The organism is Pseudomonas sp. St29, assembly GCF_001547915.1.
Classification (GTDB): domain Bacteria; phylum Pseudomonadota; class Gammaproteobacteria; order Pseudomonadales; family Pseudomonadaceae; genus Aquipseudomonas.
This window is the reverse complement of record NZ_AP014628.1, coordinates 2571733-2595645: the sequence shown is the minus strand read 5'-3', so window position 1 is coordinate 2595645 and position 23913 is coordinate 2571733. Positions and strand designations below refer to the sequence as shown.

At 63.5% G+C, this 23913-nt stretch carries 21 protein-coding genes; 8 read left to right on the top strand and 13 right to left on the bottom strand.

Annotated features, from left to right (window positions below):
• Positions 1–43 precede the first annotated feature (43 nt).
• Entirely contained in the window at positions 44–1636 is a 1593-nt protein-coding gene (rtcR, locus tag PST29_RS11775) for an RNA repair transcriptional activator RtcR (RefSeq protein ID WP_060843156.1), read from the top strand.
• A gap of 284 nt (positions 1637–1920) precedes the next feature.
• Here rtcR and PST29_RS11770 read toward each other — a convergent pair whose 3' ends face one another.
• Positions 1921–2340, bottom strand: coding sequence for a PaaI family thioesterase (locus PST29_RS11770; protein WP_060843155.1), 420 nt, complete (start codon positions 2338–2340; stop codon positions 1921–1923).
• 196 nt (positions 2341–2536) lie between these two features.
• On the opposite strand from PST29_RS11770, the gene PST29_RS11765 reads away from it, so the two are divergent.
• Positions 2537–3334, top strand: a complete 798-nt coding sequence (locus PST29_RS11765) for a DUF4349 domain-containing protein (RefSeq protein WP_060843154.1) — start codon at positions 2537–2539, stop codon at positions 3332–3334.
• Positions 3335–3488: 154 nt separating this feature from the next.
• Here PST29_RS11765 and PST29_RS11760 read toward each other — a convergent pair whose 3' ends face one another.
• Positions 3489–4082, bottom strand: coding sequence for an ATP phosphoribosyltransferase regulatory subunit (locus PST29_RS11760; RefSeq protein WP_060838624.1), 594 nt, complete (start codon positions 4080–4082; stop codon positions 3489–3491).
• A gap of 707 nt (positions 4083–4789) precedes the next feature.
• Complete coding sequence (locus tag PST29_RS11755) at positions 4790–5881, bottom strand: DUF1615 domain-containing protein (protein ID WP_060843153.1); 1092 nt, start codon at positions 5879–5881, stop codon at positions 4790–4792.
• A 435-nt stretch (positions 5882–6316) separates the two neighbouring features.
• On the opposite strand from PST29_RS11755, the gene PST29_RS11750 reads away from it, so the two are divergent.
• Together PST29_RS11750 and PST29_RS11745 are read left to right on the top strand one after the other, a co-directional pair.
• A complete protein-coding gene (locus tag PST29_RS11750) occupies positions 6317–6931 on the top strand; it encodes a LysE family translocator (protein WP_060843152.1) in 615 nt (204 codons plus the stop codon).
• Positions 6932–6994: 63 nt separating this feature from the next.
• Positions 6995–8545, top strand: coding sequence for an FAD-dependent oxidoreductase (locus PST29_RS11745; RefSeq protein WP_060838621.1), 1551 nt, complete (start codon positions 6995–6997; stop codon positions 8543–8545).
• A gap of 166 nt (positions 8546–8711) precedes the next feature.
• Here the strand turns inward: PST29_RS11745 and PST29_RS11740 are convergent, their stop codons facing one another.
• The 5 genes from PST29_RS11740 to PST29_RS11720 all read right to left on the bottom strand — a co-directional run bounded on the left by PST29_RS11740 (position 8712) and on the right by PST29_RS11720 (position 15086).
• The gene (locus tag PST29_RS11740) at positions 8712–11186 is read right to left on the bottom strand and encodes a TonB-dependent siderophore receptor (RefSeq protein WP_060843151.1); all 2475 of its coding nucleotides are present in this window, start codon (positions 11184–11186) and stop codon (positions 8712–8714) included.
• Positions 11187–11283: 97 nt separating this feature from the next.
• Positions 11284–12255 (bottom strand): FecR family protein, encoded by a 972-nt coding sequence (locus PST29_RS11735; protein WP_060843150.1) that lies wholly within the window; start codon positions 12253–12255, stop codon positions 11284–11286.
• The gene (locus PST29_RS11730; RefSeq protein ID WP_060838618.1) at positions 12252–12773 is read right to left on the bottom strand and encodes a sigma-70 family RNA polymerase sigma factor; all 522 of its coding nucleotides are present in this window, start codon (positions 12771–12773) and stop codon (positions 12252–12254) included. The genes PST29_RS11735 and PST29_RS11730 overlap by 4 nt, the downstream gene beginning before the upstream one ends.
• Before the next feature lie 117 nt (positions 12774–12890).
• A complete protein-coding gene (hemB, locus tag PST29_RS11725; protein WP_016962997.1) occupies positions 12891–13865 on the bottom strand; it encodes a porphobilinogen synthase in 975 nt (324 codons plus the stop codon).
• A gap of 375 nt (positions 13866–14240) precedes the next feature.
• Positions 14241–15086: a PhzF family phenazine biosynthesis protein gene (locus tag PST29_RS11720; protein WP_060843149.1), complete on the bottom strand. Its 846-nt coding sequence runs from the start codon at positions 15084–15086 to the stop codon at positions 14241–14243.
• A gap of 458 nt (positions 15087–15544) precedes the next feature.
• On the opposite strand from PST29_RS11720, the gene PST29_RS30955 reads away from it, so the two are divergent.
• Positions 15545–16804 carry an AAA family ATPase gene (locus PST29_RS30955; RefSeq protein ID WP_159426279.1) on the top strand — a complete coding sequence of 420 codons (1260 nt, stop codon included), beginning with the start codon at positions 15545–15547 and terminating at the stop codon, positions 16802–16804.
• Positions 16805–16816: 12 nt separating this feature from the next.
• Positions 16817–17401: an RloB family protein gene (locus PST29_RS11710; RefSeq protein WP_082729218.1), complete on the top strand. Its 585-nt coding sequence runs from the start codon at positions 16817–16819 to the stop codon at positions 17399–17401.
• Between the two features lie 277 nt (positions 17402–17678).
• Here the strand turns inward: PST29_RS11710 and PST29_RS11705 are convergent, their stop codons facing one another.
• Positions 17679–18383, bottom strand: a complete 705-nt coding sequence (locus PST29_RS11705; RefSeq protein WP_060843146.1) for a glutathione binding-like protein — start codon at positions 18381–18383, stop codon at positions 17679–17681.
• Between the two features lie 226 nt (positions 18384–18609).
• On the opposite strand from PST29_RS11705, the gene PST29_RS11700 reads away from it, so the two are divergent.
• Positions 18610–19284, top strand: coding sequence for a hypothetical protein (locus tag PST29_RS11700; RefSeq protein ID WP_060843145.1), 675 nt, complete (start codon positions 18610–18612; stop codon positions 19282–19284).
• Here the strand turns inward: PST29_RS11700 and PST29_RS11695 are convergent, their stop codons facing one another.
• The 4 genes from PST29_RS11695 to PST29_RS11680 are packed head-to-tail and all read right to left on the bottom strand — an operon-like array spanning position 19285 to position 22795.
• Positions 19285–20574: an NAD(P)/FAD-dependent oxidoreductase gene (locus PST29_RS11695; protein WP_060843144.1), complete on the bottom strand. Its 1290-nt coding sequence runs from the start codon at positions 20572–20574 to the stop codon at positions 19285–19287. It lies immediately after the preceding gene.
• On the bottom strand, positions 20571–21317 hold the full coding sequence (locus PST29_RS11690) for an amino acid ABC transporter ATP-binding protein (protein ID WP_060838613.1): 747 nt from the start codon (positions 21315–21317) through the stop codon (positions 20571–20573). The genes PST29_RS11695 and PST29_RS11690 overlap by 4 nt, the downstream gene beginning before the upstream one ends.
• Entirely contained in the window at positions 21314–21970 is a 657-nt protein-coding gene (locus PST29_RS11685) for an amino acid ABC transporter permease (RefSeq protein WP_011060581.1), read from the bottom strand. Before PST29_RS11685 ends, PST29_RS11690 begins: the two co-directional genes overlap by 4 nt.
• Positions 21971–22030: 60 nt before the next feature.
• Complete coding sequence (locus PST29_RS11680; RefSeq protein WP_060843143.1) at positions 22031–22795, bottom strand: ABC transporter substrate-binding protein; 765 nt, start codon at positions 22793–22795, stop codon at positions 22031–22033.
• A 170-nt stretch (positions 22796–22965) separates the two neighbouring features.
• On the opposite strand from PST29_RS11680, the gene PST29_RS11675 reads away from it, so the two are divergent.
• Complete coding sequence (locus PST29_RS11675; protein ID WP_060838611.1) at positions 22966–23742, top strand: IclR family transcriptional regulator; 777 nt, start codon at positions 22966–22968, stop codon at positions 23740–23742.
• Positions 23743–23913: the final 171 nt, after the last annotated feature.

Sequence of the window (23913 nt, the reverse complement as noted above, 5' to 3'; positions counted from 1 at the left end):
TTTTTATATCTTTACCTATCGCTTTTTATCTTCAGGTATAAACATGTCGAGCAAGCCCACGGTCGCCATCGGTTTTATCGGTTCCACCCTCGATCGCGTCGGCAAGGGCGCCAATCGCTGGAGCCATTGGCGGCCCACGGTCGGTCTGTGCCAGCAGCAGGACGTGCTGATCCAGCGCCTGGAACTGATCCACGGCCTGGACGCCCGGGATGTCAGCCTGGCCGAACGGGTGGCCAACGATGTGCGCCAGGTGTCGCCGGAAACCGAAGTGCGCCTGCACCCCATGGGCCTGAACAACCCCTGGGACTTCGAGGAGGTCTACGCCGCCCTGCACGACTTCACCAGCGCCTACCCGTTCGACACCGAGCGCGAGGACTACCTGGTGCACATCACCACTGGCACCCACGTGGCGCAGATCTGCTGGTTCCTGCTGACCGAGGCGCGCTACCTCCCTGCCCGACTGATCCAGACCTCGCCGGCCCGGCGCCGCGACCCCAGCGAACACGCTACCGGCACCCACGCGCTGATCGACCTCGACTTGTCGCGCTACGACCGCATCGCCTCGCGTTTTGCCCACAGGCGCCTGGAAGGCCTGGCCTTCCTCAAGTCCGGGATCGCCACCCGCAACCCGGCGTTCAACCGCTCCATCGAGCAGATCGAGCGGGTCGCGGTGCGCTCCAAGGCGCCGATGCTGCTGATCGGCCCCACCGGTGCCGGCAAGTCGTTCCTGGCCCGGCGCATCTACGAACTCAAGCGTGGGCGGCATCAGGTGCAGGGGCGCTTTGTCGAGGTCAACTGCGCCACCCTGCGCGGCGACGGTGCCATGTCGGCGCTGTTCGGGCATATCAAGGGCGCCTTCACCGGCGCCCAGAACGCCCGGGAGGGCCTGCTGCGGGCGGCCGATGGCGGCATGCTGTTTCTCGACGAGATCGGCGAGCTGGGGCTGGACGAACAGGCCATGCTGCTCAAGGCCATCGAGGAAAAACGCTTCTTTCCCATGGGCGCGGACCAGGAGGTGCAGAGCGACTTCCTGATCATCGCCGGCACCCACCGCGACCTGCGCGACCGGGTGGCCCAGGGCCTGTTCCGCGAAGACCTGTATGCGCGGATCAACCTCTGGACCTTCAACCTGCCGGGGCTGGCCGGGCGCCGCGAAGACATCGAGCCGAACATCGACTTCGAGCTGGAGCGCCACGCCCGGGAGCAAGGGCAACTGGTGCGTTTCAACCTGGAGGCGCGGCGCCGCTACCTGGCCTTCGCCAGCTCCAGCGAAGCGGCGTGGCTGGGCAACTTCCGCGAGCTGTCGGCGTCCATCACCCGCATGGCCACCCTGGCCGACAGCGGGCGCATCGACCAGGCCCAGGTCGAGGAGGAAATCCAGCGCCTGCGCCACGCCTGGGGCCTGGAAAATGCCGAGGATGAACTGCAGCAACTGTTGGGCGCCGAGGTAGAGCTGGACCTGTTCGACCGCCTGCAACTCAAGGCGGTGATTGCCGAATGCCGCCGCGCCGACAGCCTGTCGGACGCCGGGCGTCGGCTGTTCGGCGTATCGCGCCAGGGCAAGGCCAACCCCAACGACGCCGACCGCCTGCGCAAATACCTGGCACGCTTCGGCCTGGACTGGAAGCAGCTGTAGCCGCTGCCGCAGGCTGCGAACGGCCCGCAGGGACGCAGGGTTCTCAAGATCGATAGCGGTTTGGCTGGCGATCGCCAGGCAAGGTCCTGCGGACCTTTGCGCAGCCTCGCTGACGCTCGGCAGCGGCTACAAGGCCCATGCCGATCCAGGATTTGTGTAGCCGCTGCCGCAGGCTGCGAACGGCCCGTAGGGACGAAGGTCTCTCAAGATCGATAGCGGTTTGGCTGGCGATCGCCAGGCAAGGTCCTGCGGACCTTTACGCAGCCTCGCAGGCTCAGCAGCGGCTACAGGGCTGCGGTTGGGACGGCGAAGACGCCGCTGGCCCGGGCCACTTCACGCTCGCCGACTCGCAGCACCACGGTGGCAAAGGCCATCTGCCGGCCGCGTTTGGCATGCTCCAGGCGCACCTCGATCCATTCCCCGACCTGCACCGCCCCCAGGTAGTCGAGGGTCATGCTGGCGGTGATCAGCGGCAACGGCGGCTCGCTGGAGAACGCCATGGCGTAGCCCATGCCGATGTCCGCCAGGGTGGCGATGATGCCGCCATGCACCGTGCCCCGGCCGTTGGCATGGCGGGTGTCGGCGCGCAGGCCGAGGCACAGTTCACGGCCACTGCCACGCCCATAGACCGGGCCGATCAGCTCCAGCAGCGGGCTGCTGCGAGGCCAGGGACTGAAGCCCGGGGGGATGTCCGATTCGCTCATGAGGTTCTCCTTGAACCGCTGGGTAACGAGGGTTGCACAGGGCGACAGGTGTAGCCCTGATTGACCACGGTGCCCATGAGCATCAGCCAGGCAAATGGATGAAAATAACTTGCGCCGCGATCGTGGTGATCCCGGGAACAGCGGTAAGATGCGCGCCTGCGCCCTAGCCGCAGTTTCAAGTACTCAAGGAGCCTCCATGCAACATCAGGACGATCACCCTGCCATCCGCCGCCGACTGGCCTTTGCCTTCTTCGGTGCCCTGGCCCTCAGCGCCTGCTCCCCCAGTGATCACAACAGCTCCGCGGTGGCCCTCGGCGGCGCCCAGGGCAAGGCTGGCGCCCTGCTGGCCTACGAGCACGAACTGACCCTGTCCCTGCCCGCCGAACAGATCGGCCCGCACCTGGAACAAACCCGCGAGTCCTGCGAAAAGGCCCAGTTCGGCGCCTGCAACATCCTGCTTCTGGAGCAGAGCAAGTACCGCGCTCGGGTGGTGTTGCGAATCACCCCGGACGGTGTCGAACCCATCGTCAAGCAGGCGTCCGAAGGGGCCGAACTGGGCGAGCGGGTCACCAGCGCCGAAGACCTGGCCGACGCCGTGGCCGATGTGCAACGCCAGCAACAGCGACTCAAGGCCCAGCAACAGCGCTTGGATGAACTGGCGGCGCGCAAGGACATCACCGTCAGCGACCTGATCGCCCTGAGCAAGGAGCAGGCAGGCATCGAGAATGACCTGCAAGCGCTGGCCCAGACAGCTGCCGGACACCAGCGTCGCCTGGACACCAACCGCCTGACCCTGAACTTCCTGCCCAGTGACGGCGCAGAACGCGGTTCAAGCCTCAAGCGCGCCCTGCGCGACCTGCCGGACAACCTGGCCGAGGGCACTGCCGCAGCCCTGGAGAAAGGCAGCCAGGCCCTGCCCTTCGTGATCCTGGCCTTCCCGCTGGCACTGCTGTGGGTCTGGCTGTGGCGCAAGTTCGTGCGTCGCCGCCCCTGAGTTTTGCGGCCCCCTTGCGGGCGCCTTCGCTGGCAAGCCAGCTCCTACGGTTAGCCCACACACCGCGTAAAGCCCCGTAGGAGCAGGCTCTCCGGCAAAGAGGCCGACGAATCCTACAGCGCTCCCAACGGTGCCTTCGCTGGCCAGCCAGCGCCTACGACTGGGGTTGCAGCGCCAGTTGCAGGCGCTCCAGGCCGATGCCGAATCCGGCACCTTCGCGGTAGGCGCCGGCACCTACCACTTGCTGTTGCGCACCCAACTGCGGGCAACGCACCTCGAAACCTTCGCCATTGAGGTAGTAGGTCAGGCCGCGCTTGACCCCGAGGTTGAGCTCGTACTCCAGGCCCAGGGCATCCAGAAAGCCAACGCACAGTTCCCGCGCGCGCTCCAGCGCCTGCAAGGGTTTGGGCCCCAGTATCTCCAGGCCCAACTGGGTGAATTCTCGATACCGCCCGGCTTGCGGCCGTTCATAGCGATAACAGCGAGCGACGTAGAAAAAGATCGCCTGCTCCCGTCCTGCCAACAGCTCGCGGGCGGTTTCCTGGAACAGTGCAGTGGCTTCCGGAATCAGGCAGCACGGCCGTCCGGCCTTGTCGTTGAAGGCCCACATCTGGCCGATGACTTCACTGCCGCCGGCCTTTTCGATAAAGGTGTCCTGGCCCCACAGCGCCGGGACTATGACTTCTTCAGCACCAGCTTCGATGAAGCCAGCTCCGGAAGCGCTCTTCCAGGGTGCGTAGGGCGGCAGCTTGCGGGCCGGTGATCATTCGAGTGCCACGGAGCATGGTCATGGGTGTTTCCTCTTGGTTTTTGACAGGCAATAAAAAAGGCGCCTTGTCGGGCGCCTTTGGTTTTTTTCATCGTTGGTCAGTGATCGCAGTGTCTGGATGACTGACCGCTCGACGCGCACACGCGACCACGGCCCCGAAGCTGAGGTCGATGGTGATGCAGGCGGGAGTCGAGGCGGAAAAGATTCATGGCGCATCCTGCCACGCGACCCAAGTGCCTGACAAGCCGCCCAATCATCCGGCACTCGCCGACGAAGAGGCCTGTGGGTCCTGCTGCGCTCTCAAGGACGCCTTCGCTGGCAAGCCAGCGCCTACGGCAGGCAGGAACACCTCAGCGCCCAATCGTAGGAGCCGGCTTGCCGGCGAACAGGACCGCAAGCCTTGCATCGCCCTGACGGACGCCTTCGCTGGCAAGCCAGCGCCTACGGCAGGCAGGAACACCTCAGCGCCCAACCGTAGGAGCCGGCTGGCCGGCGAACAGGACCGCAAGCCTTGCATCGCCCTGACGGACGCCTTCGCTGGCAAGCCAGCGCCTACGGCAGGCAGGAACACCTCAGCGCCCAATCGTAGGAGCCGGCTGGCCGGCGAACAGGACCGCAAGCCTTGCATCGCCCTGACGGACGTCTTCGCTGGCAAGCCAGCTCCTACAACGGGCAGGCCCTTGGGGTTACAGCGGCCTTTTCAGGCAGCGCTGGTAGCGTTCATCCACGCGCTTGGCGAACCAGGCGGTGGTCAACTGGCGGGTGATCTTCGGGCTCTTGAGTTCGATGCCCGGCAAGTGCTGGCGTGGCACGGGCCGGCCGGCGGCTCGATCGGCCAGGGCAAACACCTGGCGGTACAGCTCGGTCTGGGCGAAGTCCTGGCGGTCGCCCTGTTCCAACTGCTCACGGATCTGCGGGTTACGCAGCCCCAGTTGCTTGCCCAGGGTGCGCACCGCCAGTTCGGTACTGCCGGGCAGGAGCGAGTCGTAACGGATCAGGTCGCCGTCCAGGGCCAACTTGATCCCGCTGAGGCGGCTGACCGCAGCCTGGAAGGCAGCGTTGCGGCTGGCGTACCAGCCGGCGTTGAAGTCGGCGAAGCGGTACAGCGGTTGCGGGTAGTCCACCGGGTAGCCCAAAAGGTGGGCGATGCCGAAGTACAGGCCGCCACGGCGACTGAAGACTTCCTGGCGAATGGTGCCCTGCACCGGGTAGGGATAGCCCTGGGCATGCTGCTGGGCAAACTCGATGCTGACCTGCATCGGCCCGCCGGTGTGCACCGGGTTGAAACGGCCGAACAGGGTCTGGCCCAGGGGCACCTGGCCGATGAAGTCGTCGAAGATCGCGCTCAGCTCCTTCTCGCTGCGGGCCCGGGCCAGGCGCTGGCTGTAGGACTGGCCGTCCGCGCCGCGCACTTGCAGGGCGGCGCTGACCAGCAACGCCGGCACATGCACCTTGGCCGCGCGGCGGTCGATTTCCTCTCGGGCAATGCGCCCCAGGCCCGGCACCGTCGGGTCGACCTGGAAGGTCGATTCCTGCTCGGTCACCGCCAGCACCGCGCACAGGTTGCTCGGGCTCGGTTCCAACCCCTGGGCGCTGAAGGCCACCTGGATGTCCCGGGCCCAGCCCTGGCGGTCGCCGACCTGGGCCGGCAGCAGGCGCAGGATCCGCGCTTGGGTCTGCTCCGGGGTCAGCGTCGGTGCCTGGGGGCCACGTGGGCTGGCGCAACCGGCCAGCAGCGACAGGCCCAGGCAGCAACTGAGAAGACGAGAGGAAATCATGGGACTCCGCAAGATGGCTGGACGAGGGCCGTGCAAGTAAAGCAGCGGCTGGGGCGTTCGACCAAAGAATGCGAGCGCTGTTCCCGCCACGCCCTGTAGCCGCTGCCGCAGGCTGCGAAAGGCTGCGGACCCTGAGGCCTCTGCGCGATCGACGGGAGATCGCCAGGCAAGGTCCTGCGGACCTTCGCGCAGCTTCGCAGGCTCAGCAGCGGCTACGGCCAATGCCGATCCGGGATTTGTGTCACCGCTGCCGCAGGCTGCGAAAGGCTGCGGACCCTGAGGCCTCTGCGCGATCGACGGGAGTTCGCCAGGCAAGGTCCTGCGGACCTTGGCGCAGCTTCGCAGGCTCAGCAGCGGCTACAGGCTAAAATCCTTCTATTGGCGGTGTGGCTGGGTGTACTTTGATGACCCCGCCCTCAATGGAGTGACACCCGGATGTTGACCCTGGATTTTCTGCTTACCAGCCTGATTGTCGTGCTGATTCCCGGCAGCGGCGTGATCCTGACCATTTCCACCGCCCTGGTGGCCGGCAAGCGCGCCAGCCTGTTCACCGCCATTGGCTGCACCGCCGGGATCGTCCCGCACCTGCTGGCCTCGATCCTCGGCCTGTCGGCGATCCTGCACACCAGCGCCCTGGCCTTCCAGGGCCTGAAGTTCGCCGGGGTCGCCTATCTGCTCTACCTGGCCTACGCCACCTGGCGTGATCGCTCGGCCTTTGCGGTGGACAGCAAGGCGGTGAGCCACGGCGCCGGCGCGCTGATGCTCAAGGCCTGCCTGCTGAACATCCTCAACCCCAAGCTGACCATTTTCTTCCTGGCCTTCCTGCCCCAGTTCATCGCCCATGACGGCAGCGAGCCGATCCCACAGATGCTGCTCCTGAGCGGCGTGTTCATGGCCATGACCTTCTTCGTGTTCGTGCTCTACGGGCTGCTGGCCAATCTGTTCCGTACCGCGGTGATCGAGTCGCCCAAAGTCCAGAACTGGTTGCGCCGCAGCTTTGCCGCAAGCTTCGCGGGGCTGGGCCTGAACCTGGCCTTCGCCCAGCGTTGACCCCGCGGCAGGCGCCGTCCGCAGTCCGATGCATAACGTTGATCTCTTAGCGAGGGCAAACACATGAACTGCAGCGACGTACTGATCATCGGCGCCGGCCCCACCGGCCTGGTGCTGGCGCTCTGGCTGCGCCGGCAGGGGATCAAGGTACGGATCATCGACAAGACCCTCGGCCCGGGCACCACCTCCCGGGCCCTGGCGGTGCAGGCCCGGACCCTGGAGCTGTACCGCCAGCTGGACCTGACCCAGGCCATCGTCGAACGCGGCCACCACGTGCCGGCGGTCAACCTCTGGGTCCGCGGCGAACGGGCCGCGCAACTGCCGTTCAACGCCATCGGCGAAGACCTGACGCCCTACCCCTTCCTGCAGATCTTTCCCCAGGACGAACACGAGCAACTGCTGATCGAGCGCCTGGCGCTGCTGGGTGTGGAGGTTGAACGGGGCACCGAACTGCTGGCCTTCACCGACCACGGCCACCTGATCAACGCTCGCCTGCGCGGCCCCGACGGCCGCGAGGAACACTGCCAGGCCTTCTACCTGGCCGGCTGCGACGGCGCCCGCTCCACGGTGCGCAAGACCCTGGGCAGCGGCTTTCCCGGCGGCACCTACCAGCAGGTGTTCTATGTCGCCGATGTCGAGGCCAGCGGCCCGAGCATCGACGGCCAGTTGCACGTGGACCTGGACGACGCCGACTTTCTCGCGGTGTTTCCCCTGGCCCACAGCGGCCGCGCGCGGCTGATCGGCACGGTGCGCGACGAACGGGCCGAACACCCGGAAAACCTGCGTTTCGAAGACGTCAGCCAGCGCGCCATGCGCCAGCTCAAGGTCGAGGTGAACCAGGTCAACTGGTTCTCCACCTACAAGGTGCATCACCGGGTGGCCGAGCAGTTTCGCTGCGGCCGGGTGTTCCTGCTGGGGGACGCCGCCCATGTGCACAGCCCGGCCGGCGGCCAGGGCATGAACACCGGGATCGGCGACGCCATCAACCTGGCCTGGAAACTGGCGGCGGTGCTCAGCGGCCAGAGTGCCGAAAGCCTGCTGGACAGCTATGAAATCGAACGCATGGAGTTTGCCCGGCGCCTGGTGGCCACCACCGACCGGGTGTTCAGCTTCGCCACCGCCGATGGCCCGGTCGCCTACCTGGTACGCACCCGCCTGGCGCCCCTGCTGCTGCCGAAGATCGCCGCTTTCGACAGTGCCCGGGAATTTCTCTTTCGCACCGTGTCGCAGATCACCCTCAACTACCGGGGCATGCCCCTGAGCGCCGGTGGCGTCGGCCCGGTGCACGGCGGCGACCGCCTGCCCTGGGTCCGCGACGGCGAGCACGACAACTTCGACAGCCTCGATCACCTGGGCTGGCAGGTGCACGTCTACGGCGTCACCAGCAACGCGGTACAGGACTGGTGCGCCGAACACCGGGTGCCGTTGCGCCTCTTCGACTGGCGCCCGGCCCACGCCCACGCGGGGCTGGCGCGCAACGCCCTGTACCTGCTGCGCCCGGACACCTACGTGGCCCTGGCCGAACGTTCGGCCGATCCGCGGGTGCTGGAGCGTTATTTCCGCGAACGCGAGATCTCCCCGCAGAACAGCCCGGCCGCCCTCAAACCGCGCTGATCCGCGCTTGGCGCACTGCGCAGCCGGTGCCGGGCATCGGGTTGCACATGCATGGGCGCCGCCCTCCCCCCTAGCCGCGGTTACGACGTGTCATGACTCCGCTCGACGCCGCACCGCCCAAGGCCTGAAGCGAGCGCGCAGAAAGCCTGCGCGGGCGCCAGGGTCCTTAGAAGTCAGCCTTGACCGACAGGGTGAAGTTGCGCGGATCACCGTAGAAGTTGCCGAAGCCTTCGGTGCCGATGGTGGTGTAGTAGCGCTTGTCCAGCAGGTTGTTGCCGTTGAGCGCCAGGGACCAGGTGTCGTCGATGCGATAGCCGATGCGCCCGTTCCAGATCGCATAGCCGGCCTGGCTGATGTGCTTGCCGCTGGTGGGCGAGACCCGGTAGTTGTCGCTTTGCGCGTTGACCCCAGCCCCCACATTAAAGCGCTCCAGGGCACCGCCCAGCTGGTAATCGCCCCAGACCCGTAGCAGGTGCCGCGGTACGTAGGAATTGAACGACTGGCCGTTCTTGCTGCTGTCGGCATCCTCCAGGGTCTTGGTCTGGGTGTAGGTGTAGCCGGCCAGCAGTTGCAGGCGCTCGATCACCTCACCGCTGACTTCGGCCTCAAAGCCTTGGGCACGGACCTTGCCCGAGTTCAGCGAGCAGGTGCTGTCCGGGCAGGCCGGATCGTCCTGCTGCGCATCCTCCTGAATCGTGCGGAACAGGCTGAAGGCGCTGTTCAGGCGACCGTCAAACCACTCGCCCTTGATCCCCGCTTCGTAGCTCTTGCCCACCAGCGGCTTGAGAGAGGCACCGTCCAGGGTCCGATAGCTGCCCTGGGGGGTGAAGATGCTGGAGTAGCTGGCGTAGGCCGTGAGGTTGTCGTTGAGGTCGTACAGCACCCCGGCGAACGGCGTGACCTCGCCGGTTTCCTTGGAACGGGCGCTGCTGGGGGTGCGGGTGTCGCGCCAGTAGGCCACGGCATCGTTCTGCGACTTGTACCAACTGACCCGGCTGCCCATGACCAGGGTCAGCGGGTCGGCCAGTTTCAGGCGCAGGGTGGAATACAGCCCCTGCTGCTGGATCCGCAGATCAGAGGGGCCGCCCCGGGTGGAGTTGCTTTCGTAGTAGCTGGCATCGGGCTTGGGCAGATGGTGATCGGGGTCCAGCACGTTCTGCCGCTGCGGCAAGCCGGCCACGGCGTAGAAGTCGTCCTTGATCGAGCGGCTGGCGTTGGCACCGACGACCAGTTCGTGCTCCCGGCCAAAGGCCTGGAAGCGGCCGTCGACATAGGCATCGAAGCCGTAGTCCACCTGATCGTAGTCATAGGTGCTGCCCAGCATCAGGGTGCTGGAACGGTTGGCCCCCACCGGCACCGAACCGCTGGGGAAGGCGTACTCGATGTCCTGGGTGTTGCGGCTGTAGACCCCGGCCACCTTCAGCGCCCAGTCATCGTTGAGCTGTTGCTTGAGGTCGGCGAAATAGGTCGCGCGCTTGCTGCGCGAGTTGTTCCAGGCGGTGTTCAGGCAGGTGGAACGGCCGAGCTTGAGGTCGCTGCCGTCGCTGAAGCGCGGCAGGCCGCCCCAGCACGGGCGCGAGTCGACGTCTTCATAGGCCATGCCCAGGCCCAGGGTGGTGTCGTCGCTGAGGTCGAAGTCCAGGGCGCCGTAGTAGACCTGATCCTTGCGCTCGCCCAGGTCGTAGAAATACTGCCGGGTCTGCTGGGTGACCACCGCCCGGCCACGGACGGTGCCGGCGTCGTTCAACGGCCCGCCGGTGTCCACCTGGGCCCGGTAGTTGTCCCAACTGCCAGCGGACATCGTCAGCTCGGTGTGGGGCGTGGCCTGGCCGCGCTTGCGCACGAAGTTCACCGAACCGGCGGTGCCGCCCGCGCCCTTGAGCATGCCGGCGGCGCCGCGCAGAATCTCCACCCGGTCATAGAAGGCCATGTCGCTGCTGAAGCTGTCGGCCTGCACGTAGCTGCTGCCCATGTCCAGGGGCACGCCGTCGTACTGGTACTGGCCGGTCATGCGAAAGCCCCGGGAATAGAAATACTTGCCGCCCATGGGCGAGTCGTAGAGGGTGATGCCCGGGGTCTTCTCCATCACCTGGTCGATGGTGTTGAGGTTCTGGTCATCGAGCATCTTGCGGGTGATCACGGTCACCGACTGCGGGGTGTCCTTCAGCGAGTGCTGGCCCTTGCCGATGGTCACCGCGCCGGTGGTGTAGGAACCGGAGTACTCGGTGGTGGCCCCCAGCTCCTGGCCCTGCACCTGAGTGGTGCCCAGCTCCAGGGTGCCATTGCCCTTGGGCACGGGGCGCAGCACGTAGCTGCCGTTGCTCTGGGGTTCGGCCTGCCAGCCGCTGCCGGCGAGAATCCGCGCAAAGCCTTCCTGCACACCGTAATCCCCCTGGAGCCCCGCCGAACGCTGGCCGGCGGTCTGTCGCGCGTCGAAGGAAATCGCCGCCCCAGCAGCGCTGGCGTAACGGCTCAGCACCTCGGTCAGATCCCCTGGGGCAATGTCGAAGCGGCGCACGGCGCTCTGCTCGCTGGCCGCCAGTGCGGTCAACGGCAACAGCGTCGCCCCGTAAACCGCCAGTGCACCCCAGAGCCCGAGCTTGATTGCCCGGGCTAACGTCGACTTGTGAACATCAGACATGCTTTGCCTTCCCCGCTAACGAAAATGAACCCACTGGGGGATAAGCCGGACCAGGGCTGGCCAACCTGCAAGGATCACGAATTTTTTTTCCGACGCTTCAGCCCAGGTGGCTGTCGGAGACTCGCACCCAGTAACGGGTATAGCGCTTGATCTGCAGCGAGAAACCGCTTTCCAACGCCGCCAGGGCACGGTCGGTGTCGTCGATGGGGAAGGCTCCGGAGATCTTCAGCCCGGCGATCTGCGGATCGCACTGCAGCACCCCGCGCCGGTAGCGCGACAGGTCGGCCAGCAAGTCCCCCAGGGGCCGGTCGATGGCGATGATGCTGCCCTGGCGCCAGGCGCCCACCGAAGCATCGTTGGGCCGCAGCGCGGCAAAACCCCGGCCGCTGAACGCCAGTTGCTGGCCGGCCTCGACCCGACGCGGCGCGCTGCCATCGCCCAGGCTGACCTGCACCGCGTGCTCCAGCACCGCCACCTGCTCCTCGCGCTCGTCGCTGCGCAGCACGAAGCGCGTACCCAGGGCCAGCACCTCGGCGTGTCGGGTCTGTACCCGGAACGGCCGCTGCAACGGGTCGGCACCGGTGCTCACCAGCATCTCGCCCCACAGCAGCTGGACCTTGCGCTGCTGGCCGTCGAAGCGCACGTTGATCGAGGTGTTGGTATTGAGCAGCAGCGAACTGCCATCCGCCAGGCGCACTTGTCGGCGCTCGCCGATCTGCGTCCGGTAGTCCGCCAGCAATTGCTGGGCGCTGTCGCTGCGCCAGCCCAGCCAGCCCAGGGAACCGGCCGAGGCCAGCACCACCAGGTTGCGCATCAGCTCGCGGCGCGAACGCCCGGCCCCGCGCAAGGTCGAGCCGGCCAGGCCGCCGGGCAGCGCCGAGATCTGCTCGCCCAACTGCTGCATGCGCTCCCAGGCCTGGCGGTGCAAGGGGTCGGCGGCCAGCCACTCGCGCCAGGCCGCCTGCTCCTGCTCGGAGGCGCTGCCGGAGCGCAATTGCGCGTACCAGCGCGCCGCGCCGCTGATGGCCTGACGCTCGGCGACGCTCAGTTGCAGGCCGGCAAAGCTCATGACAGCTGCATCCGCATCTGCATCAGGCAGCAGTGCTCCATGGCCTTGGCCATGTAGTTGCTCACACTGCGCACGGAAATCTGCAGGCGCTCGGCGATCTGCTCGTAGGTCAGGCCATCGCACTGGGACAGCAGGAAGGCCTGCTTGACCTTGGGCCCCAGGCCATCCAGCAGACGGTCGATTTCCATCAGCGCCTGGAACAATACGCTCTGCTCCTCCGGCGACGGGTGCTCGCCCTCGGGCACCCGGGCCAGGGCTTCGAGGTAGGCCTGCTCCAGGGAGCGGCGGCGAAACAGATCGATCAGCAGGCCCCGGGCAATGCGCGACAGGTAGGGCCGCGGCTCACGGATGTCCTGTGCGTTGCGGGCCTTGAGCACCCGCACGAAGGTGTCCTGGGCCAGGTCGGCGGCATCGAAGCCATTGCCCAGGCGCTGGCGCAGCCAGCCCTGCAACCAGCCATGGTGATGGGTGTAGAGATCGGTGACGGCGCAGCGCAGGGATAAGTCGTCGGCGGGCATGACAGTAAGGATTCATATTTGATAATGAATCGCATTGTCATGTAGAGGCGGAAGTCTTGGCAATAGCCACGAACGCCGGGCGGCGTTCGTGGAGGGACGGTTTGGCCCGGTGCGGGATCAGATCCCGGCCAGGGCCAGGTCCATGGCGAAGTAGGTGAAGATCAGGTCGGCGCCGGCGCGCTTGATCGAACCCAGGCTTTCACGCACCACCCGCTGCTCGTCGATGGCCCCGGCCTGGGCGCCGAACTTGATCATCGCGTACTCGCCGCTGACCTGGTACGCCGCCACCGGCAGGCGCGAGGCCTCGCGGATGTCGCGGATGATGTCCAGGTAAGCCCCGGCGGGCTTGACCATCAGCGAGTCGGCGCCTTCCTGCTCGTCCAGCAGGGATTCGCGCACCGCTTCGCGGCGGTTCATCGGGTTCATCTGGTAGCTCTTGCGGTCGCCCTTGAGCGCGCTGCCCCCGGCCTCGCGGAACGGGCCGTAGAGCGCCGAAGCGAACTTGGTGGAATAGGCCATGATCGGCGTCTGGGTGAACCCAGCGGCGTCCAGGGCGCGGCGGATGGCCTGGACCTGACCGTCCATGGCCGCCGACGGCGCGATCACGTCGGCGCCGGCACGGGCCGCAGCCACCGCCTGCTTGCCGAGGTTGATCAGGGTCTGGTCGTTGTCCACTTCATGGCCGTGCATCACGCCACAGTGGCCGTGCTCGGTGTATTCGCAGAAGCAGGTGTCGGACATCACGATCATCTCCGGCACCGCGTCCTTGGCGATGCGCGACATGCGCGACACCAGGCCGTTTTCCTTCCAGGTATCGCTGCCGTCGCAGTCCAGATGGTGCGACACACCGAAAGTCATCACCGACTTGATCCCGGCGCGGGCGTAACGCTCGATCTCCCCGGCCAGCTTGGATTCGGGAATGCGCATCACCCCGGGCATGCTCTTGATCGGCACGAAATCGTCGATTTCCTCCTCGACGAAAATCGGCAGTACCAGGTCATTGAGGGTGAATTCGGTTTCCTGGAACAGGCTGCGCAGTTGTTCGGAGCGACGCAGGCGACGGGGACGGGCTTCTGGGAACTGGCTGGACATGATTTTTCCTAAGGCTGAGCGCGGGACAACACGAGCGATGGCGAAAAAAGGCTGAAAGCTTATGCCCAGAGCCGCCGTGGTACAAACCCGCACGGCTCAAGAGAGTCTTGCGAATCTGCTAACAATCAGCGCCAGGCCCGCTATTCATGGGCTTGGCGAGGGCCCGCGCAGGCCGGCCTGCGACCATCTGACGCAAGACAGAGGAGCAGCAACAAGCAACAAGCAACAAGCAACAAGCTTCGAGCGGCAAGCGGCAAGCGGCAAGCGGCAAGCGGTAAGCGGTAAGCGGTAAGCGGTAAGCGGTAAGCGGTAAGCGGTAAGCGGTAAGCGGCAACAGCGTCGGGCTGGGCTTGGAGCTGGAAACTTGCCGCGGCTTCACCCCGCGAGAAACTTGCCTTCAATACAGGTGACGGCAGAGCCGCCGATCCACACCTCATCGCCCACCTGCTCCACATCGATGGACCCAGCGCGGCCCATGCTCAGGCCCTGGCTGACCCGATAGCGCGACGGCGCCTGCCCGGTCCCCAGCAGCCACTGGGCGATCCCGGCATTGAGGCTGCCGGTGGCCGGGTCTTCGGGCATGCCGTCGCCGGCGATAAAGGCCCGCACCTCGAACTGCGCCTCGGTGTCATCGCGCTCGGGGTCACAGGGCGCGATCACCCCTACAGCCAGACCGATCAGTGCCGGGTAGTCCGGTTGCAGATCCAGCACCTGCTGGCGCTCGCCGAGCATCACCGCCAGCCAGCCGGCGCCGTTGTCGACCCACTGCGCCTGGACGATATCCCCGGCTTTCAGGCCCAGGCCACGGCGTACCTGCTCCAGCACCTCGGGCTCCACCGGGCCGGACTTGAGCAGCGGCGGCGCGAGAAAGGCCAACTTTTCGCCCTGACGACGAATGCGCACCAGACCGACTTCACACTCCTGAATGATCTCCTCGCCCCGGGGCACACCGCTGGCTTCGAGCCAGGCGTGGCAACTGCCCAGGGTCGGGTGACCGGCGAAGGGCAGCTCTTGGGTGGTGGTGAAGATCCGCAAGCGATAGTCGGCCCGAGGGTCGCGGGGCTTGAGCAGGAAGGTGGTTTCGCTGAGGTTGGTCCAGGTGGCGAAAGCGGCCATGCGTTCGTCGCTGAGATCGTCGGCGTTGAACACCACGGCCAGGGGGTTGCCCTTGAGGGGGGTGGCGCTGAAGACGTCGATTTGCTTGAAGTTCAGGGCGGGCATTTAGAGTGCCTGTAGAGAGAGCGGTTGGTGATTGTAATGGGTTGGGGGGGGACATATCCGCCAAAAGCGCACGCCCCCCCTAAGTGCTCAAGCCCAAGGCATGGGTGCAAGAGACGGCAGTACATGCGCATGCTTCAACAGCCCGAGTCATCAAGGCAGCTAAAACGAGAAGACCTTGAAAGGGATGACTCTTACAGCGGGATCACCTGCGCTTCTCAAGCGACGTTGACCTCTCTGTCCCATCACTCGCCCTCCTCAGTCAGTTTTGACCCTCCTTAATGTGCAAAAAAACAAAAAATCAGATTTTTTTGCATTTAACAGTGACCAAAGCTCACGAAACAGTCTATCGTGCCTTTCGAATTTGTGAAAAAATCACAAATTATTTATGGCACAAGCCATAGCGTGTAGCCAAGCAATAGGAGGACACAATGCTAGTCCAATTCTCAGTGGAAAATTTCATGTCCTTCCGCGAGGAAGCGGTTTTATCTATGTGGGCGGCAAAAATCCGTTCCAAAAACAAAGAATTAGACGTTAAGTCTACATTCGATACGGATTTTGGAATGAAGCTTTTAAAAACCGCTGTTATATATGGCGCGAACGCCAGCGGCAAAAGCAACATATTCAAAGCTATGCGCTTTATGAAAAACTTAGTAATCAACTCTTCTAAAGAATCTCAGAAAGATGAAGAAATAGACGTTTCCCCATTTCTGCTAAACACTTTATCAGCAACTAAGCCTTCAGCGTTTTCAGTAATATTTATCCACAACTCCAACCTATATGAATACTCTTTTTCGGCATGCAAAACACGCATAGAAACTGAACATCTAAAAATCAGGCACAAAGACGAAAAAAACGAAACAACTCTATTCACCCGGAGTGGCGAAACAATAGAGGTCTCCGAAAACTTTCCTGAGGGAAAAGGCCTTGAAAAGCGCACTCGCGACAATGCTCTTTTCCTATCCGTCTGTGCAAACTTTGACGGAGATATCAGTTCCGAAGTAATAAGCTGGTTCAGAAGAGTCAGAATTGTGAACGGCCTGCAAGACATTGGAGTAATGCCATTCACAAGCAAAAGACTGAAAGACCCTGAAGGTAACAAAAAAATCCTTCAGCTACTCGACGCCTTTGATATCGGCATTACAAATATCAAAGTTAATGATATTCCCGACGAGGCCATACCTCAAGAATTTAAAGCATTCCGCGAAGCTTTTAAAGGCCTGCCTGGAAAGATACAGTTTGGCACGCACGCTGATAGAATATTTGCAGAGCACAAAGTATTCGATGAGGTAGGTGACGCTGTAGGTGTAGTCGATTTTAATATTGAAAAAAACGAATCCGAGGGTACACAAAAACTAATAGCACTGTCCGGCCCTTTAATTGATGCACTTGAAAATTCGCTAATTTTATTCCTAGATGAACTTGATGCAAGACTACATCCTCTTTTATCTTTACAGATACTAAAGCTATTCAACTGCAACCAGAAAAACGCAAATAATGCTCAACTAATAACCGCCACACACAGCACAAACCTACTTGACAAAGATACACTAAGAAGAGACCAGGTTTGGCTGACTTCAAAAAACATCACAGGTGAGTCGAGCCTTACGTCGTTAATAGAGTACAAGGTACGAAACGATGCTTCATACGAAAAAGACTATTTAAGCGGTAAATATGGCGCAATACCATTTATCGGCGAGGTTGGCAGTCTATTTCAATAGGGCGCATAAAAAATGGACTTAAAAAATCGTAAAACCAATACTAAAAACACCAAAAAGAAAATATTGATTGTTTGCGAAGGGGCACGGACCGAGCCTAGTTATTTCAAATCTTTTAGAGTTCATCAGGACTGTGAGATTGTCGGCGCCGGCAGCAATACGGTATCCGTGGTAACGCACGCCATGAAAATGATGAAAAAAGAGAGCTACCGCGAAGTATGGTGCGTATTTGACCGTGATTCTTTCCCAAAAACACGCGTTAAGACTGCCTTGCAGCTAGCCGCACAAAACAATATAAAAATCGCTTTTTCAAATGAGTCATTCGAATTGTGGTATGTCTTGCATTTCCAGTATCTGGACACTCAAATAACGAGAGCAGACTACTGCCAAAAGCTAAATAATTTACTTGGCCAAAAGTACGAAAAAAACGACGTATCAATGTATAAAAAACTTTTAGAAAACCAACGCATAGCCATAGCGAATGCGAAAAAACTAGAGGGTAAAGTCGTCCCCGTCGGCGCCTGCAATGTTGACTCCTACCCGTACACCACCGTTTACAAACTAGTCGAACGCTTAAACAAAATCGCAAGCACCCAATAATTATTAAAATGGTCTGCCTTTGTGGTCAGTTAGCCGCACTGCTCACAAAGGCTCTACCTCTTCATACTTACTCCAAACTACTCAATATCCAGTCGACTCACCTTGGTCCCTCTGATGGACTGAAACTCTTATAAACACACAGGCCTTAAAGCAAGTGCACTGTAGGGTTACATTCATCTTTCCTTGCCACATTCGCACCACTGGTCTTGCTTTTGATCTACTGCCCCCTTCCCAGCAGACTTTGCGTAGGGGACAGCTCGGCAAGCCCCTCCCCCCCTCAAACCACCTTGGGAATCTCCAACCCACGAATCACCGCCGGCCGCGCCACAAACTTGGCCAGCACCCGCTGCACATCGGGGAAACTGTCGATCCCCACCAACCCACCCGCCTCATAAAACCCGATCAAATTGCGAATCCACGGAAAGGTCGCAATATCGGCAATGGTGTAGCGCTCGCCCATGATCCACTCGCGCCCCTTCAGGTGCTTGTCCAACACCCCCAGCAATCGCTTGGCCTCATTCACGTAACGCTCCAGCGGCCGCTTGTCCTCGTAGTCCTTGCCGGCGAATTTGTGGAAGAACCCCACCTGCCCGAACATCGGCCCGATGCCACCCATCTGGAACATCAGCCACTGGATGGTTTCATAACGCGCCGCCGATTCCTGGGCCAGCAGTTGCCCGCTCTTGTCCGCCAGGTAGATCAGGATCGCCCCCGACTCGAACAACGCCAGGGGCCGGTCGCCCGGGCCGTGGGGGTCGAGAATCGCCGGGATCTTGTTGTTCGGGCTGACGCTGAGGAACTCAGGGGTCATCTGGTCCTGGGTCTCGAAGCTGACCCGATGCGCTTCGTACGGCAGGCCGATCTCTTCGAGCATGATCGAGACCTTGACCCCGTTGGGGGTCGGCAACGAGTACAGCTGAATCCACTCGGGGAATTGCGCAGGCCATTTCTGGGTAACGGCAAAGGCGGAAAGATCGCTCATGACAGGCTTCCAGTCTCAATCAAAGGGGGCGACGCCACAGAGGGGCAACGGCGGGAGATTATCCGCCGGGCTTTCTTAAATCGGCAACATGCGGCGCTTAAGCTGCGGGCAATCGAACCAAATGCCGTTCAGGGACTCAGAAACCACGGCCGCGACAGGCCACGTTCGATGACAGGGAACACCGGTTTGTCAGCCGCGCCCCATTGCCCCGAAGAATCGCCACGCCATGAAACTGCTCCGCCGCCTTGCCCGTTCCTTCAAGCACCGCCGCTACCTGCCGCTGCCCGCCCTGTTGCTGGGCAGTGCCCTGTGCCTGTCGCTGGAGTCCAGCGTCAGCCGCGCGCAACCGGTGGACGGCACCCAGACCCTGGTGTTCCTGCGCCATGCGGAAAAGCCCGCCGGCGGCCTCGGCCAGCTCAACTGCCAGGGCCTGAACCGGGCCCTGGACCTGGCCACGTTGCTGCCGGAAAAATTCGGCAAGGCGCAGTACGTGTTCGCCGCCGACCCGACGCGCAATGTCGAGGAAGGCGAGCTGGACAACTCCTACAGCTACATCCGCCCCCTGATGACCATCAGCCCCAGCGCCATCAAGCTCGGCCTGCCGGTGAACATCGATTTTGCCGCCAACGACACCAGCGACCTGGCGGACGAGCTGCTGCACGACCGCTACCACAACTCGATCATCTACACCGCCTGGTCCCACGGTTACCTGCCGGAGCTGATCAACAAGGTCGCCGAAGAGGCCGTGGGCCAGAAGCGCCCGATCACTGAGGACTGGGCCTCCAGCGACTTCGACTCGCTGTACGTGCTGACCCTGACCTGGCGCAACGGCAAGGCCAGCCTGCACAGCCAGAGCTACAAGCAGGGCCTGGACGGCGGCGAGCAGGATTGCCCGAGCTGATCAGCCCAGGGCGTCGAGCAACCGGTACCAGGCAATCCCCGCCCCCAGGTAGAGGCGTTGCAGGCCATGCAGCGGAATCGGCCGCACAGGCGTGAGCGGAAACGGAAAGGCCTGCCCCGCTCCCGTCAGCCGCGCCGCCAGGTGCTTGCCCAGCAGGGTCGACAAGGCAATGCCGCGCCCGTTATAGCCCAGCAGGATCGACAGCCCCGGCGCCGGTTCGTGCAGCTGCGGCAGAAAGCTCGGGGTCAGGGCCACGCGCCCGCTCCAGCGGTACTCGATGGGGGTGCCCGCCAACTGGGGAAACAGGTTCAGCAACGAGCGCTCCAGATGGTTCCAATCGGCATCCCGGCGCGGCTCGGAAAACGGTCCGCGCCCGCCCAGCAGCAGGCGTCCCTGGGCGTCCTGCTTGAAATACAGCAGCAGGCGCCGGGCATCGGAACACACCTCGCCGCCCGGCAGGATGCTCTGGCGCAGCTCGGCGGGCAGTGGCCGGGTGGCGATGATGAAACTGTTGGCGGCGATCACCGTCTGGCGCAGACCCGGCCACAAGCCGTCGGTGTAGCCATTGGTGGCCAGCAGCACCTTCGGGGCGCGCACCCGCGCGCCACAGTCGGTTTCCAGGGTCCAGCGCCCGCCGTCGCGCTGCAGTTGCCGGACCCGGCTCTGGCCGTGAATGCTCACCCCCAGCCCCATCGCCACCCGGGCCAGCCCCCGGGCATAGTTCAGCGGGTGCAGGCTGCCGGCCCGCGGGTCGACCCAGCCGCCCAGGTACTGCGGGCTGCCGATGCGCTGGCTTACCGCCGCCTTGTCCAGCAACTCCACGGCCACGCCGCGCTGGCGCCACTGCTCGGCGCGCTGCTCCAGGGTGCGCATCGCCGCGCCGGAAAACGCCGGCTGAATCCAGCCCTTGCGCGTGGCGTCGCAGCGAATGCGGTGTTCCTTGATCAGCTCGAACACTTCATCGGCCGCCGAGCCCACGGCTTCGATCAGCGCCTCTCCCCGCACCTGGCCGAATTTGGCCAGCAGTTGCTCGGGGTCGAACTTGAGCCCGGGAATCACCTGCCCGCCATTGCGCCCGGAGGCGCCCCAGCCGGGTTCGCCGGCATCCAGCACACAGACACGGGCACCGCTCTGGGCCAGGCGCAGGGCACTCACCAGCCCGGTGTAGCCGGCGCCGACAATCGCCACATCGACCTCCCGGTCCTCGGTCAGCGCCGGGGTGTGCTCGGCCGGCATGGCCGTGGCCGCCCACAGCGAGGGCGGCATGCGCAGAGGCTGGGACGCACTCATGCCTGCACCTCCGCACCCTGGTTGAGCAGGCGCCGCAGGAAGTCCTGGGTGCGCGGGTGGCTCGGGGTGCTGAGCACGGTGCGCGCCGGCCCGGCCTCGACGATGCGCCCGCTGTGAAGGAAGCACACCTGGTCCGCCACGTCCTGGGCAAAGCCCATTTCATGGGTGACCACGATCATGGTCATGCCCTCGTCGGCCAGCTTGCGCATCACCGCCAGCACCTCGCCCACCAGTTCCGGGTCCAGCGCTGAAGTGGGCTCGTCGAAGAGAATCGCCTCCGGGTCCATGGCCAGTGCCCGGGCAATCGCCACCCGTTGCTGCTGTCCGCCGGAGAGCTCGTCCGGGTAGGCGTGCATGCGATGGGCCAGGCCGACCTTTTCCAGCAGGGCCTCGGCCCGCAGGCGTGCTTGCCGAGGGTCCTGCTTCTTGACGTAGATCGGCCCCTCGGTGACGTTCTGCAACGCCGTGCGATGGGGGAACAGGTTGAAGCGCTGGAACACCATGGCCACCCGGGTACGCAGCTCGTGGATGCTCTTGGCCTGCCGCTCGACCCGCGCCCCGCTCACCAGGATGTCGCCCTGCTCGTAGCTTTCCAGGCCGTTGATACAGCGCAGCAGGGTCGACTTGCCGGACCCCGAGGGGCCGATCAGACACACCACCTCGCCGCTGCGCACCTCAAGGTCGATGCCTTCGAGCACCGCCACGTTGCCAAAGCTCTTGTGTACGCCCTTGATCTGGATCATGGCTTTCTCCGGGTGCTGATGCGCGCCTCCAGGCGGCGCAGGGCAAAGGACAGCGGCAGGCTCAGGGCCAGGTAGAGCAAGGCCACCAGGGTGTAGACGGTCATGTTCTCGAAGGTCGAGGACGCAATCAGCTGCCCGGCCCGGGTCATCTCGGCCACGGTGATGGTGGACACCAGGGACGAGTCCTTGAGCATCATCACCAGGGTGTTGCCGTAGGGCGGCAAGGCGATGCGCAGGGCCTGGGGCAGCACCACCCGACGCATGATCATCGGCCCGCGCATACCGATGGATTCGGCGGCCTCGATCTGCCCCTGGTGAATGGCCTGAATGCCGGCGCGGAAGTTTTCCGCCTGGTACGCCGAGTAGGCGATGCCCAGGCCGATCACCCCGGCCTGCATGGCGGTGAGCTGGATGCCGAAATCCGGCAGCACGAAGTAGATGTAAAACAGCTGGACGATGATCGGCAGTCCGCGAATGACGTTGACCACGCCGATGGCGAACAACGCCACCGAGCGCACCTTGGACACCATCATCAAGGCGAAGACCAGGCCGATCAGCGAACTGAGCACGAATGAGCCAACAGTGACCTGCAGGGTGACCACTGCGCCTTTCAATAGAATGGGCAGGAAGTCCAGAGCGTTCTGGAGAAACATGGAGAGACCCGTTTAATCAGCAAGAAAGGGACCCGGGCCAGGTGCCGGGCCGCGACTGGATCAGTTGAGCTTCCAGCGCTCGATGATGCGCTCCAGGGTGCCGTCGGCCTTGATCGCGGCGATCCCGCGATTGACCTCGGCCAGGGTCTGGGCATCGCCCTTGCGCACGATCAGGCACACGTCGCCCATGACCACCGGCTGGTAGCCCTTGACCAGCCGCACCTTGTTCTGGGTGCCCTGGGCCAGTTGGTAGGCGAGGATCGGCCGGTCGGCGAAACCGGCCTTGATCCGCCCCAGGGCCAGGTCGCGCATCAGGTCGGGAATCGAGTCGTAGCCGCGTACTTCCTTGAAGATCCCGCGCTTGTTCAACTCGTCGATAAACACCGTGCCGACCTGGGCGCCGACGGTTTCCCCGGCCAGGTCCTCCATGCGGCGGTAGTCGCCGGTGTCGTCGGCCTTGACGATCAGGCCCTCGCCGTAGCTGAACACCGGGTCGGAGTACTGCACCACTTTCTCGCGCACCGGAGTGCGCAGCATGGCGGCGGAGATGATGTCGATCTTGTTCGAGGTCAGGGACGGGATCAGCGCGGCGAAGGTGGTCTGCTGGATGTCCACGGCGAAACCGCCAGCCTTGCCCACGGCCCGGGCGGCATCGATCATCATGCCCTCGATGCTCTGGCTCTTGACGTCAAGAAAGGTGAAGGGAATGCCGGTGGCGGTGGCCCCGACCTTGTACAGCGGCTCGGCCTGGGCCGACAGCGAGAGGCCCAGGGCACAACAGAGTGCGAATACAGCGGGCGCAAGGACACGAGTGCGGGTATGCATGGCGAATCTCCCATTGGACGGTTTTATTGTTTGAAGTCCGTGATGGATAGCCTCTGGTGTGGAAGGCAGGAGGCATGGACCCGACTATAAACAATTTACAAAAATCGTAAAGAGATTTATAAATATCGAATATCGATATTCAAAACATGAAATAGCCAGACAGGACTGTCATGAGCGATAACAACAATTCCCTATTCAACCAGTCGCTGGAGAAAGGCCTGGCAGTACTGCGGGCCTTCAACGCCGCGCAACGAACCATGAACCTGGCGGAAATCGCCGCGGCCGCCGACATCAACAAGAGCTCGGCGCAGCGCATGATTCACACCCTGGAACAGCTGGGCTACGTGCGTAAGCACCCGCAGACCAAACGCTTCCAGCTGACTCCGCGGGTGATGGAGATCGGCTACAACTACCTGGCTGCCGACACCCTGGTGGACGTGGCCAACCCGTTCCTCGCCGAACTGGCGCAGATCACCGGAGAAACCACCAACCTCACCGAGCCCGATGGCCTGGACATGGTCTATGTGGCACGCTTCGTGGCGCCCAAGTTCATCCCCATCCACATGCCCATCGGCAGCCGCATCCCCATGTACTGCACCGGCTCCGGGCGCGCCTACCTCAGCGCCCTGCCCGCCGCCGAGGCCACACAGATCCTCGAAGCCAGCGAGCGCAAGGCTCATACCCGGCACACCCTGACCGAGCTTGCGGATATCCAGCGCGAGATCGAGCTCACCCAGCGCCGCGGCTACGCCCTGAACCCGGAGGAACTGTTCCTGGGGGACATGAGCATTGCCGCACCGATCCTCGGCAGCCAGGGCCTGCCGGTGGCCGCCGTGCACGTGGTGGTGCCCAGCAGCCGCTGGACCCTGGAAGAAGCCGAACGCAAGCTCGCGCCTTCAGTGATCGAATGCGCCCGGGCCATCCGCACCTCGATTCGCACCCTCTGAAAATCGCTCCCCTGTGGCCGCTGCCGCAGGCTGCGAATGGCCCGCAGGGACGTGGCGCTCTCAAGACCGACAGAGCTCCGACGGGAGATCGCCAAGCAAGGCCCTGCGGGCCTTCGCGCAGCCTCGCTGACGCTCGGCAGCGGCTACAGTCCAATGCCGATCCGAGATGGG

Coding starts and splice junctions, on each gene's coding strand:
- rtcR (WP_060843156.1), top strand. CDS start 44: ATGTCGAGCAAGCCCACGGTCGCCATCGGTTTTATCGGTTCCACCCTC.
- PST29_RS11770 (WP_060843155.1), bottom strand. CDS start 2,340: ATGAGCGAATCGGACATCCCCCCGGGCTTCAGTCCCTGGCCTCGCAGC.
- PST29_RS11765 (WP_060843154.1), top strand. CDS start 2,537: ATGCAACATCAGGACGATCACCCTGCCATCCGCCGCCGACTGGCCTTT.
- PST29_RS11755 (WP_060843153.1), bottom strand. CDS start 5,881: ATGATTTCCTCTCGTCTTCTCAGTTGCTGCCTGGGCCTGTCGCTGCTG.
- PST29_RS11750 (WP_060843152.1), top strand. CDS start 6,317: ATGTTGACCCTGGATTTTCTGCTTACCAGCCTGATTGTCGTGCTGATT.
- PST29_RS11745 (WP_060838621.1), top strand. CDS start 6,995: ATGAACTGCAGCGACGTACTGATCATCGGCGCCGGCCCCACCGGCCTG.
- PST29_RS11740 (WP_060843151.1), bottom strand. CDS start 11,186: ATGTCTGATGTTCACAAGTCGACGTTAGCCCGGGCAATCAAGCTCGGG.
- PST29_RS11735 (WP_060843150.1), bottom strand. CDS start 12,255: ATGAGCTTTGCCGGCCTGCAACTGAGCGTCGCCGAGCGTCAGGCCATC.
- PST29_RS11730 (WP_060838618.1), bottom strand. CDS start 12,773: ATGCCCGCCGACGACTTATCCCTGCGCTGCGCCGTCACCGATCTCTAC.
- hemB (WP_016962997.1), bottom strand. CDS start 13,865: ATGTCCAGCCAGTTCCCAGAAGCCCGTCCCCGTCGCCTGCGTCGCTCC.
- PST29_RS11720 (WP_060843149.1), bottom strand. CDS start 15,086: ATGCCCGCCCTGAACTTCAAGCAAATCGACGTCTTCAGCGCCACCCCC.
- PST29_RS30955 (WP_159426279.1), top strand. CDS start 15,545: ATGTCCTTCCGCGAGGAAGCGGTTTTATCTATGTGGGCGGCAAAAATC.
- PST29_RS11710 (WP_082729218.1), top strand. CDS start 16,817: ATGGACTTAAAAAATCGTAAAACCAATACTAAAAACACCAAAAAGAAA.
- PST29_RS11705 (WP_060843146.1), bottom strand. CDS start 18,383: ATGAGCGATCTTTCCGCCTTTGCCGTTACCCAGAAATGGCCTGCGCAA.
- PST29_RS11700 (WP_060843145.1), top strand. CDS start 18,610: ATGAAACTGCTCCGCCGCCTTGCCCGTTCCTTCAAGCACCGCCGCTAC.
- PST29_RS11695 (WP_060843144.1), bottom strand. CDS start 20,574: ATGAGTGCGTCCCAGCCTCTGCGCATGCCGCCCTCGCTGTGGGCGGCC.
- PST29_RS11690 (WP_060838613.1), bottom strand. CDS start 21,317: ATGATCCAGATCAAGGGCGTACACAAGAGCTTTGGCAACGTGGCGGTG.
- PST29_RS11685 (WP_011060581.1), bottom strand. CDS start 21,970: ATGTTTCTCCAGAACGCTCTGGACTTCCTGCCCATTCTATTGAAAGGC.
- PST29_RS11680 (WP_060843143.1), bottom strand. CDS start 22,795: ATGCATACCCGCACTCGTGTCCTTGCGCCCGCTGTATTCGCACTCTGT.
- PST29_RS11675 (WP_060838611.1), top strand. CDS start 22,966: ATGAGCGATAACAACAATTCCCTATTCAACCAGTCGCTGGAGAAAGGC.